This window comes from Bartonella sp. DB5-6, assembly GCF_000278115.1.
GTDB classification, from domain to species: Bacteria; Pseudomonadota; Alphaproteobacteria; order Rhizobiales; family Rhizobiaceae; genus Bartonella; species Bartonella refiksaydamii.
In genome coordinates this window covers 99,880-122,379 of record NZ_JH725121.1, presented here as the reverse complement: position 1 = coordinate 122,379, position 22,500 = coordinate 99,880, and the positions used below count along the sequence as shown (strand labels likewise).

Below are 22,500 nucleotides of genomic sequence, written 5' to 3'. Positions count from 1 at the left end.
CCCGCAACCAAAAAAATTGAACAAAAAACTTACAGCTGTTTGAAAATATTTGAAGATAAAAGCTATCCGTTCAGATTAATATCTCTGTATTCATACAGCTCAATACAGCTTCAAAAAATTGTTTCGCATCTTCTAAAGATAACTTAGAGACATATATTATAGTTCAGCACATAAATTATACTTCATTCTGGATAGAAAAAATCCTCCTCTCAAGAATTAAATCTACAAATCATATCACAAAACTCTAGACGAAAGTGGTAACGCATTGATACAGGAAAAAGTATCGCAACCATCAGAAAATTCCTCTTTTATACAATGCTCTATAATACAAAACCTGATATGCCTGTGATCTTTGGGGAAATGCCGGTGACAAGCTATGTGCTTTGAGATGGGCACATTGCCTCTGCGCTTCGCACTTTGCTTGTAAAAACGTCATGGAAACAGAAAAAAACGAGTAACCCGTAAACACGCGCAGACCTATGGTGAGCGCTCTGTGATGGCTCAGGATGTCCTCCCCCCGCGTAAAAGAACGCAATAGCGATTAATAAGGGCATGCTACTAAACATCATGCACCTTTGAAGCAAGATGGGTAGGGGAATGCCTTCTTTCCTCTAAACCGATTGAGCGAGCATGGTGTAATCTGTCAGAAGCGATTTCCAAACATCCTTTTGCGGGAGCATATACGGGCAATAAGCCTGATGCCAAGCCTGAAGATTACGGAAAGCGCGCGGATAGGATTGTAAGAATTCAAAGCCCATATTGCTGCGCAGATTTGTGCGCTATAACTGCATTTTAGGGCATAAATTTTTGCGGTGTTGTTAGCAGATGAAATGGTGCGCAAAATTATTGCTTTTGCGAAAGAACTAGAAGAGGTTCTGGTTGCTGCTGCATCAGAATTGGATAAGCTATGCTGCGCTGTAGGAAGTGGTTCTTTGATGTTGGAAGGGCAACCAGAAATTATGGCGGATCAACCGCTTCTGTTGCAAGGGGGGCGTGGCGAAATCAATGGTCCATGAAAAACCATAACCGTCCATCCATCGCTATGAGAAAACGAGCGGATATATCACAGAAATTACACTAGAGGCTCCAAACAAAGGAAAGCAGAGAGGAATATAGAAGCTGGTGGAAACAAACAATGAGAGGGTCAAGTTGTCTCTTCGATCGGTCGTGAGATGTCCCTTGGAATCAACAGTGTAAACTTTGCACTTTGATCTTGCTTCTCTCTAAACCGATAAATCAAAAGACCTTCCTTGTACCGGAAAATAAAAACTATCATAATTCTCTGAAATGGAATGATTGCGCATTCGCATTATTGTTTTTAAGGAAGAACGAAGAGGGTTTTAATTTTTTTATGTGGGTAATTATAAACAATTTTGATGGATACCAAACAAAGGTACCAACCAATGATTGCAAAAAAGCCATCAAAAAAGCTGATGCGTTATATTTTATGGTTATCGTGGCAACGAGGGGAGCGATAACGACCGCGGCGTTTTGAAAAAAGAATAAAGAGTTAATGCGTGTTTAAGAGTTCTTCCATTGAGATGTTCGAATAAAACTTTTCTCAGAAATGGTTTTGAAATTGCTTTCGAAAAAACCGTTAAGGTAAAAAACTTAGCCATGCAGAAGGCATGACCGATATGATAACGAACACAAAAGCGGCACTCCTTAAAATAAAGGCGGTAGCCATTAAGAATTTACGAGAAAATCTTTCCAATAAATCCGTTGTGGTTACTATGAGAATGCTTTTAAGGATTACTGATCCAGAGAGATAAAACGCACCATTCACGGTAGTTATGATAGAAGAACTTCTAAGAATAGGGAGTACAAAGAAAAAGGAAAATTCAGAAAGAAATACTGCGCTATAACTGCATTTTAGGGCATAAATTTTTGCGGTGTTGTTAGCAGATGAAATGGTGCGCAAAATTATTGCTTTTATGTTAGCCTGCGTATTATCCTATGTGCAGCTCAATGTGCTAACTTCTTGCAAGGTAAAACTTTTGCATTATCCCTTCACTTATCTACACTGTTCCCATGTACGCGCTCCGGTGGAGCCCCTTGCATTTACAGCAAGTGTATTGACCAATGCTGGTTATATAGTGCTCTATAGTGTGATTGCTGTCTAAAAAAGCTTATAAAGGATATGGGCATATAAATGATCGGGCATTCTTACCGCTCTAGACGGAGAGGGGACGCATTCGTGAGATGAACAACAATGCTTTCTGCTCTCTAATCCGATAAAGCAAAAAGCCCTTCCTTATATTGGAAAACAAAAACTATCATAACTCTTTGAATGGGTAGTGGGCGTTTTTATCCTTATTGAAGGATGAAGCTTTGGCTGAATGTCAGTCGGGAAAAAACGTGAGAAGGAAATGGTTGAGACAAAATCGCGCAATCCAACCCATACTATAAAAGCATCTGGAGAAGTGAAAAAGCTTCTTACGCTTATCTTAACATACATAAAACACTAAGAGAAAAAGCCTCCAGAAGCCATGTATCTCATTCTTAGCCCAAAGGTACTACCTTTTTGAAAAGGACATCTTCACATCATCTCTTGAACTTCTGCTCTATCTCCATTTGCTGACCTTAGGGCGGCTTTTGCATTTGCAGCAATTGCAACTGACGTCAAGAGGGGAGACGGAAGAACTAGGGGAGACAGAAGCTGCGCGGTGTGACAAATCAATTTTGTTCTCCTATAAGAAGAGTGGGTTTTATGGAATATCGGCAGTAAACTAAACATCCTTTTTAAGGAGTTAAAAACATTAAAAAAATAATATGAGAAAAGGAATTCATTAAGAGATAAGAGGGGGGTAATCGCTTTTAAGGATTTTGATGATAAAGGCACGTGAAACTCTGTTGTTGTATCACGCTTTTCTTTTATATTCTCGGCAGGGATGGTATAGGCATTCCCATCAATTTGATCTTTATGCATATGACACAAAGGATGTGTAAGAACGCCTGTAAGAATAAGTAAACACAAAGCTAATTGTGTTATTGTAGGCGTTTTGCAACGTGTCTTGATAAAGCCAGCACATCTCTCTAATCCATTGCAGGTAAGTTTTGTTTTTTATGGTGTTGTTTTCTTGGGAGAGCGCGTGCTTTTTCTGTTGCCTGTAAATCGTGCATACAATCCGAATGCAGCAGCATATTTGAAACAAATATTAAGGTAATGAGAGATCTAGGAGTAGTTTCAGCTTTTGTGTGTCAAATAGGAGAAAGAACATTGCGTATATCTGTTTGATTTATTTCTGAAACGGGTATACAGCTTAATTTGGAGAGAATATGAAGGCGGAAAAATGAAAACCAGAAGCTATTTTATCATCATTTCCTAATTCAGCTTTACGATTTTTAAAAGCGTTTAGAGCGATATTTTTTTAATAATTGAAGATTGTGCATTGCCTCACATTTTTGTTTTTCGCGTTATTTAATAGGGGGGCACGACCTTTACACAAAACAGAACGTCGTTATATTGCATATTCGTGCGCTTGTTTTTAAAGAAACATCTCTCAAGGCACTCAAGCCCATTTCACGACGGCGTTCGTGAATGGTATAATGGTAAGCTTATTGAGCACAACATTTTTATGCTTATGAAGTGTAGCAAGCCGGTGCCATGTTATATTTGCCATCTCTCAATATTACGACAGCCCTTGTATTTAGACGATTTATAGAGGCATTTTATTCCTTTTTTTATAGTTTTTTGTCTACACATTAACTCTGCTTGTGATGTGCAAACAAGTGATTTTCATTGATTCAATGTGGGAGGATTCGTGATGAAAGAATCTTACAATATTCGGAGTTATGATTCAAGTTGAAAATAATAATTTATTTTTATAAATCAATGTGTTACACATATATATTAATAGGGTGTTATTCGTGTAGAATGTAGCATCTTACGCTTGATTGATGTACTTCTCACGGAGTGCTAATTTACTCTGGTATCCATCTACTGATAACTTAGGTGTTGGGATGCTTCAGAAGTTAATTTTATACTATAAAGTTAACCGTGAAGAGCATGAGGAGATATCAGAATAATCTTGCTTTGGGAGTATAAGTTAAAACGTTTCCCATGTCATTTGGTCGGAGAGGCTTTGTCTTATCGAAAACAACGGAAAGAAGTATAAGTTCCATAGATCAAATGGCTTCTCGAGTCGTTGTTTTATCTTTTTGAATTGCTTGATCGATAAAAGTCTTATAATTATCAGAAACGATATATTGAATATTTTTCCCTAGAGCTTTGAAATGTTTGTGTCCGCAATGGATTTTTGCTTTTTCTGTATCTCGCAACATGTCCTCGAAAACAGTTCCTTTGCTTTCAACTACAAAATATAGCTTTTCTTGCCCATCTAGCTCGAATAAAACAGCCCAATCGGGGCTATATGACCCAAGTGGGGTATCAATTTTAAACCACCTAGGTAGTTTTGCGTAAACTTTTACTTCCTCATTTTTTTCAAACGATTGTGCAAGGTCAGATTCAATATCTGAATCATAGACAACATGATCATAGGTTGATTTATCAGACACAATCATATTTTTGTTCAAATATCCAATCAACTCTTCACTTTCAAAAAGCTCTTGTGCATAAAAATGCTCATCACCAATTTTGTAGTATTTGATACCATCAACTATAAAACGCCGCATCTCACGCTTGATAAGCTTTTTTACTTCGTCAATGAATTTTTGGGGATTGTTTTTGAAGTCTTTCAAGCGCCCACTCTTGAGTAAGATATCAAGAATAGAGCGTCTCTTAAGATTAGTTTCATTTTGGAGGTAACTTAAAATATCTGGAATTTGATAATCACGCACATCATATATGTGCGTGCTTTCCTTACTTTCAGTAATATTTACTCCGGCTTTACTGATTTCAGTCTTGGCTCGAGTGTAATTGAACTTTGTTTTGCTGACAATGAGGTTGTTTTGAATGCTCGTGGCACATTTTTCAATAAGCTTATTTGGATTAAATTCTACATTATAGATGGTTTTGTATTTAATACGATCCCATAGCTCTTTGAATTCAAGACTTTCAAAAACAGCTTTGTTTAAGTGTATTGTGCGCTTATCCTCATTGTTTTTAATATTCAGTCCGCCTGCAACTTTTTTAAGAGTGGCTGTAATAACATCTCTTTGCATTTCAAATTGTTCTGGAAGCGCAACACACTCTTCTTTCAGAGCTTTTTTTAGTTTGTCTGTTAATTTACCGTGTTGGTCAATATATTGTCTTTCCAAGAAATTATTCCAAAGGATTTCAGAGGCTTTTGCACCCAAAAACATTTGCTCTCCGGTCTCTTTCTCTATGACGATATTGGCAAAGGCATGCTCTTCAATAATGCCAAAGCATATACCCTCTTCTTCTTCTATTTCCTTTTGAAGATCATCAACAAAAGTCTCATAGGACTCGTTAGCCATGACCGTTAGTGTGTTGACTTCAAAACCGTGGACACGTTCTCCATCCTGATTAACAGCAATACGGAGTCCGCGCCCAATTTCTTGGCGTTTTTTTATAGTGGATTTTGTTTCATTAAGTGTACAGATCTGGAAGACGTTAGGATTGTCCCATCCTTCTTTTAGAGCGGAATGGGAGAAAATAAACTTTAACTTGGAATCAAAGCTAAGAAGTTTCTCCTTATCTTTCATGATAAGGCTATAGGTATCTTCATCAGCTTTTGTAAAACCGTTAGTATCTTTAACCCCATTTTTATCACAGGAAAAGTAACCATTGTGAACCTGTGATGGTAGGCTATCCGTGTCTATTTCAGAAAAAAGGCTATGGTATTTCGGTTTTTTAATTGCCTTTGCATATTCTTCTTCAAAAATAATAGCGTATTTGCCTTTTTGTTCCAACGCAGCATAGTCCCGATAATTTGCTACTTTATCAATGAAAAAGAGACTAAGAACTTTAATTCCCATTGGTGTGAGTTTCAGCTCTTTATCTAAATGCTCTTCGATAGTTTTGCGGATTTGTAGTCTCTTATACTCATCCTCATTTACATCACCAATCGCATGGTGTAGGCGAATAATATCTGGCTTGCTGGTGAAGTCGATATATTCATTGCCTTCTTCGCAATAAATATCATTTACAACGTAGCCATCATAAAGAGAGCGACCACCTGATATACGAAGCAAGTCGTCTCCTTGTTTTACCCATTTTTCAGTACGTTTTATTGTGTTTTTTTTCTGAATATCTAGTTCAATCTTAGCGCGGTGGCCTTTCTTATTATCAACAGCCAATAGCTTAATATACGCTTTGTTGTGCCCATCCTTTACTTGAATAGAAGCTACCTCAATCTGCTTCACTAATTTTTGCTCATAGGCATCGATGGAATCCAGTTTATACAGCATGTTGTGTTTATTAATATGTGTTGCAGAGTATCTGAAGGTGCAAAGTGGATTAAGAGATTTTATTGCCTCTCCTGATTTAGTGGTAGTATCCACACTTTGCGGTTCATCAATAATCACAATGGGGTGAGTAGATTTTATGAAGTCAATCGGTACACCTTGCATTTTATCATTCCAGCGATGAATAATATTTGCACTGGTTTCTTTTGACAGATCAGTAAAGCTTTTGCGGAAAGCATCAATATTGATCACCATGATTTGGATATAATCATTGTTGGCAAAACTGCGGACTTTCTCCAACCGGCTAGAGTCATAAACAAAATAGTCAAAAGGGATATTATCATATTGCTCTTTGAAATGCGTTCTTGCCATTTCTAAAGTTTTGAAAACGCCTTCTTTAATCGCAATGCTAGGAACCACAATAATAAATTTTGAAAAACCATAGCGTTTATTCATTTCAAAAATAGATCGTAGATATACGTAAGTTTTTCCCGTTCCTGTTTCCATTTCAATGGTAAAATCAAGACTTTTTAACTCTTTTGTTTGCTTTAAACTATTACGGAGTTGAATATTTTGAACGTTTTCTAATATTTTTTCAGGCAAAAGACGTAAGCGGTTGCCAAAACATATATCGCTTTGTCGTGTTAAGTGAGTTTCAAATTCATTTTCATTTTTGCTTAATGAAGGCATAGAGAACAGTGCTTTATCAAGTTCTTGTCCTTCAAAAACGCCAACAGCAGCTTCCCATGCGCGACGTTGGTGGTGTTGGTTAGGGTCAAATTTAATTTTCATAGCTGTCTTCTCTACAAGCTTTTAACGTCAAAAATGCCATAGCGTTTTAGGTATATGAGAGCATTGGTTTTAACAACATCATCCTTAAAACTGTCATCTTTGAAAATAACACGCATGATTTCTGGTTGTAGCTCTTCTTTAAGGGCACCAATACTATTGATAACATTCATATCGATATCTGTATCTAAACAGACAATTAAAGTGCCAAGCCCAATAATGTAGACATTTTTTTCGGCAATGAGACGCATTTCTATAGAAACAGTTAAATCAATTCCATATTTGAGAAGAATTTCATAAAGTAGGTCTTCATTGGAACGATCCTTTTTGAGATAGTCCACGGCATCAATCAGGTCTGTTCCAAGTGTATCAAAATCTGCTTCCCAGCGTTTAATGTTCGAACTATCAAGCTTAAAAACTTTAAAGCCTATGTCAATGCTACTATTTGTATTTAAATCCAGCTTAGCATTTTGCTCTTCTTTGATTTTTTTCCCAGCACGGCGAAGACGCTCTTTGGATATTTCTGCAATATTTTTATAGCCAGCCTTAAAAGCTTCCGATTTTGCATCTGTAAGCTCGGGCAGTTGTACAGAAATACAACGCCGCTTACCACCATCTTCGGCATTCAACTGCATGACCGCATGCGCTGTAGTGCCAGACCCTGCAAAAAAGTCGAGAATGAGATCATCTTTAGCTACAATCTGTCCTAACAATGTTGTTAAAAGAGACATTGGTTTTGAGTAATCAAATATGTTCCCATGAAGTATTTTTTGTATCATGCGCGTTGCTTCGGTGTTTAACCCAACTATATCTGTCATAATGCTAGAGAAAGGGTTGTAATTGCTTTTAAGCTCATTTTGAAACCGTTTAAGCATTGGTCGTTTATTTGTATCTGCCGGGAATAAGATTTTACCTTCCTTTATTAGCCGTTCCATGCTATCAGGAGCGTAGGCCCAAACCCTATTCGGATTATAAGGAAAGACATTTCCAGTCTTAGGATCAGTGAGATCATAAGCTTGATTAGGGCGCATTGAGGCATTCATTCCAACAGTTAAATTATCAGCAATCCATGGACCTCTGGGATCATTGTCAGGATTTTTGTATTCATTAAAACTCTTTTTTTTGCCCATAAATTCAGAAATTGCACTGCGTTGATAGCAAAGTACGTATTCATGATCTATGGAAACGTTCTGTTCTGACATTCCTGATGATACTCGGCGACGCCAAATCAATTGCGCAATAAAATTCTCTTCTCCAAAAACTTCATCACAAAGCTTTTTGAGGTTGGCTGCTTCATTATCATCAATGGAGATAAAAATAACACCATCATCGCGTAGCAGATTGCGCGCAAGTTTGAGGCGTGGGTACATCATATTTAGCCAGTTGGTATGGTAGCGGCCTGCACTGCTGGAATTTGTTGCTATTTTTTTGCCTTCATTATCCAATTGCCCCGTCGTTGCAAGATAGTTTTGTACACTGTCTTTGAAGTCGTCTTTATAAACAAAATCATTGCCGGTATTATAGGGGGGGTCGATATAAATCATTTTTACTTGACGGTGATAGGGTTTTTGCAAAAGTTTCAAAACTTCAAGATTATCACCTTCAATGAACAGATTTTGTGTGGTATCCCAATCTACGCTTTCTTGTTTACAAGGGCGTAGTGTTCCTGTACTTGGTGTTTGGGCAAGACGGCTTGCTGCACGTTTACCATGCCATGTGAAGTTATAGTGATCTTCATCTTTAATTACATAATTTCCTAAAAGCTCTTGTAGATGGTCGAATTTAATTTTTCCTTCTGAAAACACTTCAGGGAACAGCTGCTTCAACTGTTGAATATTTTGTTCTACGATATCCACGCTTTTGCTGTCTAGCTTTTCCATACTACTCATGTGTTTTTCATTATCTCTTATAAAGTTTGTTCTAGGCGCTTGGTGATTTTTTCACATTTTTTCATAAAAGAGTTAATTTTACTGTTTTCTTTATTTATTTTGCACACAATTAATAGGTTGCGTTTTTGTTCTCATACTGCAATTGGTACAAGCTCATTTTTATGACACACTATAAAATGTTTTATTTTGATTGCTCGTATTAAAAGTAATAGTAAGGTTTTGACGTTTGTATATAAGCTAAAAAGATTTACAAAAGACATTTTTAATTGCTAACGATTGCAGAAAATTTTCTTGTACTTCGTTTGAACATTAAGATTGAAAAGTTGTTTATCTGTAGGTCTTTTGTCCATTCAGATGTTTTGTTAATATGCTTGTCTACAGTACAAATTATGATGGTATACTCAAAATTGAACTATTAGTATCAGATGATAGAGTATCGTTTTATTTGTCATAATCAACACTATGTATTTTTTTAATCAACAGGATTGATATATTTATTCCATATTTAGAAAAGTTGTTTCTTGTAGAAGAATGTTTTTTGAGATGAGTTAAGTATATAGACAATAAATAAAGTTAAGTACTTATTCAAAAAATCTGCTTGAAAATCCTTAAAGGAAAGAAACTAACAGAATTATTGGAAAATTGACTTTTATTTTGAATACAGTTTTCTAATATAATATATAATAAAAGGCTAAATTCTGTTCTTAACGCCTTTGTCGCATGAGAAAAAATCAAAAAATTTTACAAAAAAAGCTGTAGGGATAGTACAGCTTTTTATTGGTTTTATGCTTTATGTGGTAAAAGTTTTTAAAGCATAAAAGAGTCTTTACGGTTTTTGTAGCCATAATAGCCACACACACTGGAAATAATGGCACCAATCAAGCCTCCTAAAAAGCCCCACCAGCCCATATGCGATGCTGTTTTGGCGGCTTTATTCCCCATGTGACGCGCATCCTTTATGGATGTGTCTAGCTTGTGAGACAGTGTCTTAGCCTGTTCTTCAAGGGCTTTAAGTGCTTCTTCGGTTTTTGCTTCTGCCGTTTGATAAACATAAACTGCGCGGTTGGCGTTTGTTTGTGCATCTGCACGTGTCATGCCGTTGTTCATAAGGTTGTTGATGATATCGCTTTGATCAAACTTTGTGGTAATGGTTTGGATGCGATCAGAAAGACGTTCACTGAGATCTTTCAGATGTGTGCGATAGTGAGAAGGGTCGTTTTTGAACGCTGTTATTGTGGAACCAATATCTTTGAGAGCTTCCTGATAGGACTGCTTCAAGTGTTCCGGATTGAGGGCGGGAATGTCACTTTTATTGAGAAGTGTACGTAATTCATTGCGCAGTTTGTCAAAATCGACGCCATTGTCCTTTTTCTTTGTCAAAAAGTTCTCAACACTTTCGCCATTTAATTTTGTAAACAGGGGAGAAGGATTTGTTTTGAGGTTGTCAACGGATTGTTGGATCATGGAAGTGTTTTCGATAGCGGCTTTAGCGCTTAAGCTTGCAGCATTTGAGACCAACCAGATGGCTTGGATTGTCATAAGAAGTGTTAAGAGAGCCCAAGTTAAAAAGCCGTGAAGTGCGCCTGAAGACTCTGCAAAACGTCCAGCCACAAAACCTCCCAAAGCAATGCTGATAAGCATAACAACGAGTGATCCAATTCCAAGGGAGAGAAAGGTGCCTTCAAAAGGTGCTGTTGAGGTGAAGTCCATTTGACTTAAGCCTAAAGCTGTAACCAGAAAAGACAAGCAGATTGATGTTGCCAGTGCTGTTACTACCCCAGCAAAGATTGCCGACCATGAAATGGGTGTGTGGAAAAAGGGATACTCTGTTTCTATGGATGTTTCTCCTAAAAAATGGGTATCGAAAGGTGTGTCTTCAGGAATGCGAGTTTCCATGTGTTTATCTCCTTGAATGATGCTGGAGATACAATGCTTTCTGAACCATTATGTTCCAAATGGGCAAATATGCGTGAAAATGGAGGGGAAATAGTGACAATAGATCATGATTTATCAATGATCATTATAGGGATGCGTATGGATTACTATTCTGGAGATGTATACTGAGATTATGGTGGTGGGAGGCTTTTTGTGGAATACGCATCGAGTGCTAATTTATGGAGGGTTTACGTTGGTGATGAGAGTGATGCTCTATGCGAAATAAAGCAAGCAGAAGGGATATCTTTGTATCAAAAGGTTGTTTTGTGAAATGCTGTGGGGAACTTGTTTTGTTAATGTATTACGATGAAATTTGAAAATATTTTTTTCTTCACTACTAAAACATGTTACTGGTCATTTTTATAAATAACTTCCTCTTTTGTATCGAAAATTTAAAGAAAAACTAGCTTAAGGTGTAAAATGTTTTGTGCAAATTTTTTTAAAAATCGGGAAATATATGGGCCGCTTTGTATTGGTTTTGACCCTAGTCATAAGATTTTGCAATCATGGAATTTAAGCCGTGATTATAAAGGGTTAAAAGAATTTTGTGATATCCTCTTAACAGCGGTTGTGGGGAATGTTGGCATTATAAAGCCGCAAGCGGCATTTTTTGAATTGTATGGTGTGGAGGGTCTTCAGGTTCTCAAAGAACTCATTGAAACAGCCCATGAACAAGGGTTATTGGTTCTCGTTGATGCAAAACGCGGGGATATTGGCTCTACTGTTGAAGCTTATGGGAAAGCTTGGCTTGGTTCGAACAGTGCATTTAAAGCCGATGCCATTACAGTCAATGCTTTCCTTGGTTTTGATGCTCTCATTCCTATGATAAAGATTGCAGAAGAAACGGAGACATGCGTTTTTGTGGTTGTTGAATCTTCTAATCCAGAGGGTAAGCAAATTCGAAATGCGCGCATTGGTGATCAGACACTTTCTGTTCATTTGGCACAGCGTATTTTTGACTATAATAGTCAGTCTTTGAGCGAGCATCATCCTGTTGGTCCTGTCGGTGCGGTTGTTGGAGCAACATTAGGCAGTGAATCGAAAAAGGCAATTGAACAGTTAAAAAACTGTTTGTTTCTTGTTCCAGGTATTGGAGCTCAAGGAGGGACAATAACACAATTAGCACATCAGTTTCCTCAAAGTTCGTGGCAGAATGTTATTCCTTCCATTTCAAGGTCGATCACTGATGCTGGTCCCAATATTGTTGATTTAAAAACATGCATCAATAACTTTGCGCAGCAAGCTATACACACTCTCTTGCTTTGAGAATTTTTGCATATGTGATAAATCTGAAAAGCCCTTATAGAGGTGTTTTTTAGGGTGTGCTTCTATTTATTCAAAATAAAGATTGCTTTTGATGTTTCTAAAGAAGCAAGCATGCGTTTGATATTAGAAGAGAGATATAGCGCGAAAAGACATTTGGAGGAAAAGAAGACTAATAGAGGAGAATGTAGAGATAGTGGGAATAGGGGAAAATTCCTTCAAGAACGAGTAATGGGGAAAGGGCGCGTTGGGGATGAGAGATGGAGAAAGCTTAGGAGAATGTTTGGGGTGAGGGCATATCATTTTTCATTATAAAGAGAAGAATATTCAAAGAGAGTTTGTTTATATTCTGATATTGAAAGTGCAAGTGCTTTCATAGTGAATACTCTCTAGGGGAGGGATATCATCTTTGTAAAACAAACGCTGATCGCATATTGCTTAAAGGTTTAGGGATTATAAAGGCATTGCAGCGTTTGTTTCTATAAGATAAGACACGAGACAATCGTAAACACAAATTGTTGCTAGAGAATCATATGTCATCGAAACAAGAAAAAACTAAAGCTCGTTTACCTCGTGGTTTTGTTGATCGTACAAGTGCGCAATTGTATGCAACTGAGACCATGATAGCTCAGATTCGCGAAGTGTATGAACTTTACGGTTTTGAAGCGCTTGAAACACCGATTTTTGAATATACTGATGTGTTGGGCAAATTTTTACCTGATTCAGATCGTCCAAATGCGGGGGTTTTCTCTCTACAAGATGATGATGAGCAATGGATGTCTTTGCGTTACGATCTTACCGCCCCTCTTGCTCGTTATTTTGCAGAAAATTTTGAAACTTTGCCAAAACCTTATCGGAGCTATCGTCTTGGTTTTGTTTTCCGCAATGAAAAACCCGGACCTGGGCGGTTTCGGCAATTTATGCAGTTTGATGCCGATATTGTTGGAACACCAACCGTTGCTGCGGATGCGGAGATTTGCATGATGGCAGCAGATAGTTTGGAAAAATTAGGAATTGGGCATCATGATTATGCCATTCGTCTTAATAACCGAAAAATTTTGGAATGTGTTTTAGCATTGATTGGCTTGGGGGAAAGTGAACAAACGGAAAAGCGTCTCACTGTTTTAAGAGCAATTGATAAACTTGACAAATTTGGGACTGAAGGTGTGCGTTTGCTTTTGGGCAAAGGGCGTTTGGACGAAAGTGGTGATTTTACAAAAGGCGCGGAGCTTAAAGATAAAGACATTGATTGTATTCTCGCTTTGCTTACGGTACAGGCTGAAACAGCAGAGGAAACACTTGATGCTCTTAGAAAAATTGTTGCCCAAAGTGCTCAAGGACTTGAAGGAGTTCGTGAGCTTGAGGAAATGCAAGTGATTTTTGCTGCGAATGGGTATCAGAATCGTATCAAAATTGATCCTTCTGTGGTGCGTGGATTAGAGTATTACACGGGACCTGTTTTTGAGGCTGCGTTGCTTTTTGATGTTCTCAATGATGACGGACAAAAAGTCGTTTTTGGGTCTGTTGGTGGAGGTGGACGCTATGATGGGTTGATCGCACGCTTTCGTGGGGAAAATATTCCAGCAACGGGTTTTTCAATTGGTATCTCACGCTTGATAGCTGCTTTGCAAAATCTTGGAAAATTGCCTGTGAAAGAGATTATCGGACCTGTGGTGGTGCTGATGATGGATAAAGAGCCAGAAGCTGTTGCTGGTTATCAAAAAATGGTGATGCAGTTGCGCAATGCAGGAATTCGTGCTGAACTTTATTTGGGGGCATCGGGGATGAAAGCGCAGATGAAATATGCTGATCGGCGCCAATCCCCTTGTGTGGTGATACAAGGTTCACAGGAGCGTGAGAGCGGAAAAATACAGATCAAAGATTTGATTGAGGGTGCGCGTTTGTCTCATGAAATTAAGGATAATCAAACCTGGCGTGAAAGCAGACCAGCGCAAGTAACCGTTGATGAAGAGCAATTGGTTAAAGCGGTACAGGATATTTTGACAACGCAAAAGGCACAAAAGTTTTCATGCTTTAAATAGAGACCTTATACTCTAGAACAAACACTCTTAAAGAAATAAAAGGTTAGGGTGGGTAGTACTCAGAACCGTATCAAAATTGACCCTTTTGTGGTGGGTGGATTGAAGTATGATATGAGATCCTGCTTTTGAGGCGGCGTTGCTCTTTACTGTTCTTAATGATGATGGAAAAAGTTGTTTTTAGGAGACGGTAGCGGGAGCTATGATTATGATAGAGTGGTTGTAGGCTTTTGTGGTAAAAATATTCCAGTTGTAGCTTGATGGTGGGGCAATGGAAAATTTATCATGATTTGCTGTAAAACACTGTTGGTTAGGGCGATGATATAAGGTGTGTAAAACACACGTTTTTAAGGTGTGTGCTAAGTCTTTAGGGTAGTGTTTGCCCGTAGGGCTTATGAGTTGAATTACATGGGTGGTGAGCAGGAGGAACTCGCCAAGAGAGGCTTGACTGTTTATAGATCAGAACTGGTAGGAACCTTCGTCCTTTAGAGAAGGGAGGAGGTCAAAATACAAACGACACAAACTCCTTTTTGCGAAAGAATTTGTGTTGTTTAAACGCTGTGAATTTGCTTTGAAATTAGCCTTGCAAGGCTTTTAAAACGTTTTGTGGTGAAGAAACTTCATAAGGGTCTGTTGTACAATTATCGGAAAAACCTGCTTCTTCAAACCATTGTTCAATAATGCCATCATTAATAACAGCAGCATAACGCCATGAGCGCATTCCAAAACCGATATTGTCTTTAGCAACCAGCATGCCCATTTTGCGTGTGAATTCGCCTGAGCCATCAGGGATTAATTTTATATTTTTAATATCTTGCGCTTTTCCCCAAGCGTTCATGACAAAAGCATCATTGACGGAAAGACAATAAATTTCATCAATACCGATTTTTTTAAATTCATCATAGAGTTTTTCAAAATCAGGGAGCTGAAAGGTTGAGCAAGTGGGCGTAAAAGCGCCGGGAAGAGAAAAAAGAATAACTCGCTTTCCTTTAAAGTACGCATCACTGTTAACCTCTTGCCACCGATAAGGATTGTTGCCACTCACGGATTCATCACGCACACGTGTGTGAAAGGTTACGTTGGGAACTTTTTTTCTTGTCATAATAATGCTCCTGTATTCTTCTATGAGGGTTGTGTTTTAAAGTGTATTTAAGAGTGCATTTTAAATTTCTCAATGTTGTAGCAAGTGTGCAAGTATTTCATTGTTCCGTCAAGCAGAATTAATGGTCGACTTTGGTGGATGTTCACTCTAGAATCGAACAAAATAACATGAAGGCGTGTTTATGAGCATAACCACAGTTTTGACTAGGGCTTTTAATGATCAAAAACTGGGAACATCTGGTTTGCGTAAAAAGGTATCGGTTTTTCAACAGCCGCATTATGTTGAAAATTTTATCCAAGCCATTTTTAACAGCATTGGACCTCTTGAGGGAAAATTGTTGATTCTTGGTGGTGATGGGCGCTATTTCAACCTCACCCTTCTTCAGATTGTATTGAAAATGGCGGCGGCTCACGGTGTTGCTTGTGTAAAAGTTGGAAGAGGGGGTATTCTTTCTACTCCTGCTGTTTCACATCTTATTCGCAAATATCATGCCCATGGTGGATTTATTCTCTCAGCAAGTCACAATCTTGGTGGTTTGGAGGGAGATTGTGGCATCAAATACAATATTTCTCACGGTGGTCCTGCTCCTGATTCTTTGTGTGAAGCTATTTTTTTAGCGTCACAAAATCTTGCTTTTTATAAAATTTTTGAGGCTCCAGATGTTGATTTAGAAAGAGAAGGAACAACTTTTATCGGGTCTATGCGGGTGGAAATACTTGATCCGGTAGCCGATTATGTTGCTTTGATGCAGGAGATTTTTGATTTTGATTGTATTGCTCGAGCAGTAGAAAAAGGTTTAACCCTACGCTTTGATGCAATGCATGCGGTCACAGGTCCTTATGCGCACGAAATTTTTGAGAAATGTTTAGGTTTTTCTGAAGAAACGGTGGTCAATGGTATTCCTTTACCAGATTTTGGAGGAGGGCATCCAGATCCCAATTTGGTTTATGCTAGGGCTCTTTATGATTTGTTAATGTCTGATCAAGCTCCTGATCTTGGTGCGGCATCTGATGGTGATGGAGATCGTAATCTCATTATTGGTCGTAAGCAATTTGTCACGCCTTCTGATTCTTTGGCTATTATGGCTGAGAATGCACATCTGATTAAAGGTTATCGCCAAGGCATTGTAGGGATTGCCCGTTCTATGCCGACGGGGCGTGCTGTTGATCTGGTTGCTGAAAAAAAAGGATTGAATTGTTTTGAGACGCCAACGGGGTGGAAGTTTTTTGCGTCACTTTTGGATGTGGGGAAAGTAACCTTTTGTGGTGAAGAAAGTTTTGGAACGGGCTCTCATCATATTCGCGAAAAGGACGGTTTATGGGCTGTATTATTTTGGTTAAATCTTTTAGCGGTGACAGGGAAATCTGTCGCACAAATTGTTCAACAACATTGGCACACTTATGGGCGTTTTTACACTTTGCGTCATGATTATGAAGAAGTCGATGCCTATAAAGCTTTTGCGGTCATAGAGCGGTTGCGTGCGCATTTACCACGGGCAGGAACAGAAATTGCTGGACTGCAGGTCGAAAAAGCAGACGATTTTACTTATCATGACCCCATTGATCAGAGTGTTAGCACAAAGCAAGGCATACGTATTTTTTTCAAGAACAGTGCGCGATTAGTGATACGCTTATCAGGAACAGGGACGGTGGGAGCTACTTTACGACTTTATTTTGAACAGTACGAAGGAAACCCACACAAACACAATCAAGATCCACAAAAAGTTTTCCAACCTTTGCAACAAGCGGCACTTCAATTGTTGAATATGCAACAAGAATTCGGTCGAGAACATCCCGATGTTATCACATGAGAGTGCTGTATTGTGTTGTATAAGTATGGGTTGCCACCATCATTTTTTTGCCAGTTTAAATGTTGTGATTGCTCTTGCATTGAGGCCGTCTTACTTTTTTCAACGGTTTTATCCCCATGGTGTTTCCTCTTTTGAGGTATAAGCCAATGGTTTTGTTACGATTTATCATGAACAAGTTTGAAAATGATAGAATTTTATTTAAGGCTCTCATTTAATATGCAAGAAAATATATTATCATTTATAAATGAGTGATTTGTGTCTTCTCTGGGGCGTTGCTTTTTTGCATGGGGTTTTATTACTCATGGTGAAGGATTCTGCTTTCATTTTTCTAGAAGGCTTGGTTTATTCAAGCTCGCGTGTGGTTCTGATTTTGAAAATTAAATGCTATTGGTCACAGAAATTGGATTGTGAGTGGTTTGTTCTTACAGGCAGATCTGTTTTAAGGAAGTCTCCATCCATTTGTTTCTTGTGGGGTGATCAACTTTTTAGGTCAATTGGTCGGCTATAATTGTCTCCAAAACGCTTGGTCTTTAGTGCTTTGATACGCAAAGTTGTGTTTTTATGCGTAAAGAATTTTCTTAATCTTTATAACAGTATTTCTTTAAAATAGCTCTGGCAAGGCATAGGTGCTTTCGAGAACATTGGTGCATTGCATTGGTCAGGGATAGGAGGGGAGGCGTTTTGTTATATAAGCAAATGAAAGTTTTTGGCATGAATATACCTAAGGTCTGGGAGTTTTTTAATTTTTCGTAGGTGGTGTTTAATGGATTGTTCCTTTAACGCATCTTTGTAAGATTAAAACATAGATTGCTAAACATGTAAAACTATCGGATAATTTATGATCTGATAGTTTTACATGAAAGTTTATCTTAAAGAAAATTGTATCTTGTTGTTTATTGCGGGGCGATCATCTTTTTTGGATCAACCAGACGGTCATAATCATCTACAGAAACGCCTGCTTTTAGGGCTTCAGTACGCAAAGTTGTATCATTTTTATGCGCGGCTTTGGCAATTTCAGCGGCTTTTTCATAGCCAATTTCTGGGGCAAGAGCTGTTACAAGCATCAAAGAGCGTTCCATGAGAGAGTGAATATGAATGCGATTGGCGCGTAAACCTTGTATGCAATGGAGATCAAAAGAGCGCATGCAATCACCAAGAAGCGTAATCGATTGTAAAACATTATAACCAATAACAGGTTTATAAACGTTTAGTTCAAAATGCCCTTGGCTTGCGGCAAATGTGACACTGGTATGATTGCCAAAGATTTGGCAGGCAACCATTGTCATTGCTTCGCACTGTGTGGGATTGACCTTGCCTGGCATGATAGAAGAGCCTGGTTCATTTTCGGGCAAGCTTAATTCACCCAAGCCTGAGCGGGGACCTGAACCTAAGAATCGGATATCGTTGGCAATTTTAAACAGATCAGCAGCTAGAGCATTTAGACTTCCATGGAAATGTGCAAGGGCTCCATGGTGAGCAAGGGCTTCAAATTTATTACTGGCAGTTTTAAAGGTTATTCCTGTAAGGGTGCTTATTGTTTGCGCAAAGGCAACATCAAAACCTTTTGGTGCATTGAGTCCTGTTCCAACAGCTGTACCTCCTTGGGCAAGTGTTTGGACGTCGGCAAGAGCTGTTTCAATGCGCTGAAGATTGGCTTCCAGTGCGGCACGATAGCCTGAAAATTCTTGCGCTAAAGTTAAGGGGGTTGCATCTTGGGTATGGGTGCGCCCGATTTTGATAATGTCGGCAAATTCTTCCTCTTTTTTTCTTAAAGTTGTAATAAGGGCTTCAAGAATGGGAAATAAGTGTTGGCGCGTTTGTAGCGTGGTAGCAATATGAAGCGCGGTGGGAAAGGAATCGTTTGATGATTGGCTCATATTCACGTGATCATTTGGGTGAACGGGAGATTTGGTGCCAAGTTTTCCTCCCAAAAGCATGCTGGCATGGTTGGCGATGACTTCATTGACATTCATATTGCTCTGTGTGCCGGAGCCAGTTTGCCAGACGGAAAGGGGAAAATGTGTATCGAATGTCCCTGCAAGTACTTCATCAGCAGCAGTAATGATCGCTTTTCCGATGTTTTGCGGGAGTTTCCCTTTGTCCATATTCACAACAGCTGCTGCCTTTTTGATAAGGCTTAAGGCATAGATGATGGTGAGAGGTTGCTTTTCCGTGCCAATATTAAAATTATGCAGAGAACGTTCAGTTTGTGCACCCCAATAACGGTCTTGACGTACCGAAATCGTTCCAAAGCTATCCGTTTCTTGACGTGTTTCAACCATGATAAAATCCTTTATGTTTACAGGTATAATAAAAAGCTAGATAACGCAAAAGTGAAAAAAGAGGCAAGACTCTTAAGACTTATTGAAGTAAATTATTTTAACAGTTGATCCTTGACATTGAAGAGTGGCGATTTTATATTCGGGTTGATACTAGCACTCTTGGTTGAAGAGTGCTAACAAACCCTTTAAGATTAATTCAGTTATACTAAGTTTTAAGGATTTAAAACATGGCTAACATACAATTCCGCCCACTTCACGATCGTGTCGTTGTCCGTCGGGTTGAATCTGAAAATAAGACTGCTGGTGGGATTATCATCCCTGATACAGCAAAGGAGAAACCGCAAGAAGGTGAAGTTATTGCTGTTGGCAATGGCGCTCTTGACGATAACGGAAAGCGTGTGCCTTTAGAAGTTAAAACAGGAGACCGTATCTTGTTTGGAAAATGGTCTGGAACCGAAGTGAAGATTAATGGTGAAGACCTCCTCATTATGAAAGAATCTGACATTATGGGGATTTTGGGATAATCCAGTCTCTTCGTTCTTTCATTTTGTATTATTTGGTATTTTGTACTTTATTTAAGACAACTCCAAGGAGAAATTAAATGGCTGCTAAAGAAGTCAAATTTGGCCGTGAAGCGCGTGAGCGTTTATTGCGCGGTGTTGATATCCTTGCTAACGCTGTAAAGGTGACGCTGGGCCCTAAAGGTCGCAATGTGGTGATCGATAAATCATTTGGTGCGCCTCGCATCACAAAAGATGGTGTATCCGTTGCAAAGGAAATCGAACTGGAAGATAAGTTCGAAAATATGGGTGCGCAAATGTTGCGCGAAGTTGCTTCTAAAACCAATGATATTGCTGGTGATGGGACAACAACTGCAACTGTTTTGGGACAGGCTATTGTGCAAGAAGGCGTAAAAGCTGTTGCTGCTGGCATGAACCCAATGGATCTTAAGCGTGGGATTGATGCTGCTGTTGAAGAAGTGGTGGCAAATCTCTTCAAAAAAGCAAAAAAAATCCAAACTTCAGCAGAAATCGCTCAAGTGGGAACAATTTCCGCTAATGGAGCTGAGGAAATCGGCAAAATGATCGCTGATGCCATGGAAAAAGTCGGCAATGAAGGCGTTATTACCGTGGAAGAAGCAAAAACTGCTGAAACGGAATTGGAAGTTGTGGAAGGGATGCAGTTTGATCGTGGATACCTTTCCCCTTACTTTGTCACCAATGCTGAGAAAATGGTGGCAGATCTTGATGATCCTTACATTCTCATTCACGAAAAGAAATTGTCTAATCTACAATCTCTTCTTCCTGTGCTTGAAGCTGTTGTTCAGTCTGGTAAACCACTTCTCATTATCGCTGAAGATGTGGAAGGTGAAGCCTTGGCAACGCTGGTTGTCAACAAGTTGCGTGGTGGTTTGAAAATTGCTGCTGTGAAAGCTCCAGGCTTTGGTGACCGTCGTAAAGCAATGCTTGAAGATATTGCAATTTTGACATCGGGTCAGGTTATTTCTGAAGATGTGGGCATTAAGCTTGAAAATGTCACTTTGGATATGCTTGGACGTGCTAAGAAAGTCAATATTTCTAAAGAAAATACGACGATTATTGATGGTGCTGGACAAAAGAGCGAAATTAGTGCACGCGTAAATCAGATTAAAGCACAAATTGAAGAGACAACTTCTGACTATGATCGTGAGAAATTGCAAGAAAGACTTGCTAAGCTTGCTGGTGGTGTTGCTGTTATCCGTGTTGGTGGTGCAACAGAAGTTGAAGTGAAAGAGAAGAAAGACCGCGTTGATGATGCCTTGAATGCAACACGTGCTGCTGTGGAAGAAGGTATTGTTGCTGGTGGTGGAACCGCATTATTGCGTGCTGCAAATGCGTTGACTGTTAAAGGTAGCAACCCTGATCAAGAAGCTGGTATTAGTATTGTCCGCCGTGCTCTACAAGCACCAGCGCGCCAAATTGCAAGCAATGCTGGTGAAGAAGCAGCGATTATTGTTGGCAAAGTGCTTGAAAACAATGCGGATACATTTGGTTACAATACCGCAACCGGTGAGTTTGGTGATTTGATTGCTTTGGGAATTGTTGATCCTGTGAAGGTTGTGCGTTCTGCTCTCCAGAACGCTGCATCAATTGCTAGCCTTCTTATTACAACAGAAGCAATGGTTGCTGAAGTTCCAAAGAAAGATACTCCAATGCCTCCAATGCCTGGTGGTGGAATGGGTGGAATGGGCGGAATGGATTTCTAAGCCCTTTTATAAAGGTAAAAAGAAACGGGTCCATTGGACCCGTTTTTTGTATCTCTCTTTTTGTTTTTTTGATAATTTTGCTGTTTTTCTCTTTTCTGATAGCTGCTGGAAAAGAAGCCTTGAAGCAGGAAAGTTTCGATAGGGTATAGATTATTAATGCACAAAATAAAGCAATTCTACTCAGACGTGTTAATGCTCGCGTTTTTGTTGGAAAACAAGGTTGCTCTGTCTTATCGTTTGTGTCAGAAGATTTTGCTTTTTCTTCATGCTTTTTTTTACCGCAATGAAGTGTTTTTATCCTGTTTTTCCGTAAAATACTGTCGTTTAGGGTAGTGATATAAGCTAATTTTACCAACGTGGTGTTTTTTGTTCAAGAGTGTGATGAATATCAGGGTGGTGCTTGCCCGTAGAATCTTGTAAAATGAAGCACATGAGTGAGAAGCCAAGGGGAACCTGCTCAAGAAGAGCTGGGCTGTTTACAGACCGGTTGTGGCAGGAATCTCCATCCTTTAAGGTGGGGGAAAATTAGAACAGATACTAAGTATTTATAATAGGACTATTTAAGTGAATATGGTTTAAAATAAAAAGCGTTCCCAACGCATAAGGGGTTGCTTTTTAAAAAACACTCTCATGAATGCTACTGAACAGAGAGTCATTGTACTACACTCTCTGTTGAGTGGCACCATGTCTCATGATGTTAAAAATTTTCATTTTGATCAGTGATGAGTTGTAAAATTGCTCTTTGTTTTACCGATGTTAAAACTCTAAATCTTTTTAAAAGCAGATATTCCTCTCTGCTCGATATTAGCTCGTCAT

At 38.9% G+C, this 22,500-nt stretch carries 13 protein-coding genes, 1 tRNA gene and 2 pseudogenes (1 of these 16 only partly in view); 10 read left to right on the top strand and 6 right to left on the bottom strand.

The window, feature by feature from the left end; genetic code table 11:
* From MCO_RS07935 to MCO_RS10885, 4 genes and pseudogenes are all read left to right on the top strand, one after another.
* Positions 1 to 10, top strand: a tRNA-Met gene (locus tag MCO_RS07935) (it extends 67 nt beyond the left edge of the window).
* A gap of 597 nt (positions 11 to 607) precedes the next feature.
* Positions 608 to 779, top strand: a pseudogene (locus MCO_RS11340) (transposase domain-containing protein); the annotation flags it as partial.
* An 87-nt stretch (positions 780 to 866) separates the two neighbouring features.
* Positions 867 to 1,116, top strand: a pseudogene (locus MCO_RS10310) (late control protein); the annotation flags it as partial.
* A gap of 512 nt (positions 1,117 to 1,628) precedes the next feature.
* The gene (locus MCO_RS10885; RefSeq protein WP_196794038.1) at positions 1,629 to 1,772 is read left to right on the top strand and encodes a hypothetical protein; all 144 of its coding nucleotides are present in this window, start codon (positions 1,629 to 1,631) and stop codon (positions 1,770 to 1,772) included.
* Between the two features lie 767 nt (positions 1,773 to 2,539).
* Here MCO_RS10885 and MCO_RS09860 read toward each other — a convergent pair.
* From MCO_RS09860 to MCO_RS07905, 4 genes are all read right to left on the bottom strand, one after another.
* On the bottom strand, positions 2,540 to 2,929 hold the full coding sequence (locus tag MCO_RS09860) for a hypothetical protein (protein WP_050982519.1): 390 nt from the start codon (positions 2,927 to 2,929) through the stop codon (positions 2,540 to 2,542).
* A gap of 1,199 nt (positions 2,930 to 4,128) precedes the next feature.
* Positions 4,129 to 7,122, bottom strand: coding sequence for a type III restriction-modification system endonuclease (locus tag MCO_RS07915; RefSeq protein WP_007553697.1), 2,994 nt, complete (start codon positions 7,120 to 7,122; stop codon positions 4,129 to 4,131).
* 11 nt (positions 7,123 to 7,133) lie between these two features.
* Positions 7,134 to 9,008, bottom strand: a complete 1,875-nt coding sequence (locus MCO_RS07910) for a site-specific DNA-methyltransferase (RefSeq protein ID WP_007553694.1) — start codon at positions 9,006 to 9,008, stop codon at positions 7,134 to 7,136.
* Positions 9,009 to 9,815: 807 nt separating this feature from the next.
* Positions 9,816 to 10,904 (bottom strand): TIGR04086 family membrane protein, encoded by a 1,089-nt coding sequence (locus tag MCO_RS07905; protein WP_007553692.1) that lies wholly within the window; start codon positions 10,902 to 10,904, stop codon positions 9,816 to 9,818.
* Here MCO_RS07905 and MCO_RS10655 point away from each other — a divergent pair, their 5' ends adjacent.
* From MCO_RS10655 to hisS, 3 genes are all read left to right on the top strand, one after another.
* Positions 10,905 to 11,072, top strand: coding sequence for a hypothetical protein (locus MCO_RS10655; RefSeq protein ID WP_155799348.1), 168 nt, complete (start codon positions 10,905 to 10,907; stop codon positions 11,070 to 11,072).
* 291 nt (positions 11,073 to 11,363) lie between these two features.
* The gene (pyrF, locus tag MCO_RS07900; RefSeq protein ID WP_007553689.1) at positions 11,364 to 12,209 is read left to right on the top strand and encodes an orotidine-5'-phosphate decarboxylase; all 846 of its coding nucleotides are present in this window, start codon (positions 11,364 to 11,366) and stop codon (positions 12,207 to 12,209) included.
* 530 nt (positions 12,210 to 12,739) lie between these two features.
* The gene (gene hisS / locus MCO_RS07890; protein ID WP_007553686.1) at positions 12,740 to 14,248 is read left to right on the top strand and encodes a histidine--tRNA ligase; all 1,509 of its coding nucleotides are present in this window, start codon (positions 12,740 to 12,742) and stop codon (positions 14,246 to 14,248) included.
* Positions 14,249 to 14,822: 574 nt separating this feature from the next.
* Here hisS and MCO_RS07885 read toward each other — a convergent pair.
* A complete protein-coding gene (locus MCO_RS07885; RefSeq protein ID WP_007553684.1) occupies positions 14,823 to 15,347 on the bottom strand; it encodes a peroxiredoxin in 525 nt (174 codons plus the stop codon).
* A gap of 181 nt (positions 15,348 to 15,528) precedes the next feature.
* Here MCO_RS07885 and MCO_RS07880 point away from each other — a divergent pair, with 181 nt between their 5' ends.
* Positions 15,529 to 17,157 carry an alpha-D-glucose phosphate-specific phosphoglucomutase gene (locus MCO_RS07880; protein ID WP_007553682.1) on the top strand — a complete coding sequence of 543 codons (1,629 nt, stop codon included), beginning with the start codon at positions 15,529 to 15,531 and terminating at the stop codon, positions 17,155 to 17,157.
* An 893-nt stretch (positions 17,158 to 18,050) separates the two neighbouring features.
* Here the strand turns inward: MCO_RS07880 and fumC are convergent.
* A complete protein-coding gene (gene fumC, locus MCO_RS07870) occupies positions 18,051 to 19,439 on the bottom strand; it encodes a class II fumarate hydratase (RefSeq protein ID WP_007553677.1) in 1,389 nt (462 codons plus the stop codon).
* A 227-nt stretch (positions 19,440 to 19,666) separates the two neighbouring features.
* Between fumC and groES the strand changes: the two genes are divergently transcribed.
* Both groES and groL read left to right on the top strand, forming a co-directional pair.
* Positions 19,667 to 19,963: a co-chaperone GroES gene (gene groES, locus MCO_RS07865; protein ID WP_004857291.1), complete on the top strand. Its 297-nt coding sequence runs from the start codon at positions 19,667 to 19,669 to the stop codon at positions 19,961 to 19,963.
* A 77-nt stretch (positions 19,964 to 20,040) separates the two neighbouring features.
* Positions 20,041 to 21,684, top strand: a complete 1,644-nt coding sequence (groL, locus tag MCO_RS07860; protein ID WP_007553666.1) for a chaperonin GroEL — start codon at positions 20,041 to 20,043, stop codon at positions 21,682 to 21,684.
* The last annotated feature ends 816 nt before the right edge of the window (positions 21,685 to 22,500 follow it).

Coding starts and splice junctions, on each gene's coding strand:
- MCO_RS10885 (WP_196794038.1), top strand. CDS start 1,629: ATGACCGATATGATAACGAACACAAAAGCGGCACTCCTTAAAATAAAG.
- MCO_RS09860 (WP_050982519.1), bottom strand. CDS start 2,929: ATGCATAAAGATCAAATTGATGGGAATGCCTATACCATCCCTGCCGAG.
- MCO_RS07915 (WP_007553697.1), bottom strand. CDS start 7,122: ATGAAAATTAAATTTGACCCTAACCAACACCACCAACGTCGCGCATGG.
- MCO_RS07910 (WP_007553694.1), bottom strand. CDS start 9,008: ATGAGTAGTATGGAAAAGCTAGACAGCAAAAGCGTGGATATCGTAGAA.
- MCO_RS07905 (WP_007553692.1), bottom strand. CDS start 10,904: ATGGAAACTCGCATTCCTGAAGACACACCTTTCGATACCCATTTTTTA.
- pyrF (WP_007553689.1), top strand. CDS start 11,364: ATGTTTTGTGCAAATTTTTTTAAAAATCGGGAAATATATGGGCCGCTT.
- hisS (WP_007553686.1), top strand. CDS start 12,740: ATGTCATCGAAACAAGAAAAAACTAAAGCTCGTTTACCTCGTGGTTTT.
- MCO_RS07885 (WP_007553684.1), bottom strand. CDS start 15,347: ATGACAAGAAAAAAAGTTCCCAACGTAACCTTTCACACACGTGTGCGT.
- MCO_RS07880 (WP_007553682.1), top strand. CDS start 15,529: ATGAGCATAACCACAGTTTTGACTAGGGCTTTTAATGATCAAAAACTG.
- fumC (WP_007553677.1), bottom strand. CDS start 19,439: ATGGTTGAAACACGTCAAGAAACGGATAGCTTTGGAACGATTTCGGTA.
- groES (WP_004857291.1), top strand. CDS start 19,667: ATGGCTAACATACAATTCCGCCCACTTCACGATCGTGTCGTTGTCCGT.
- groL (WP_007553666.1), top strand. CDS start 20,041: ATGGCTGCTAAAGAAGTCAAATTTGGCCGTGAAGCGCGTGAGCGTTTA.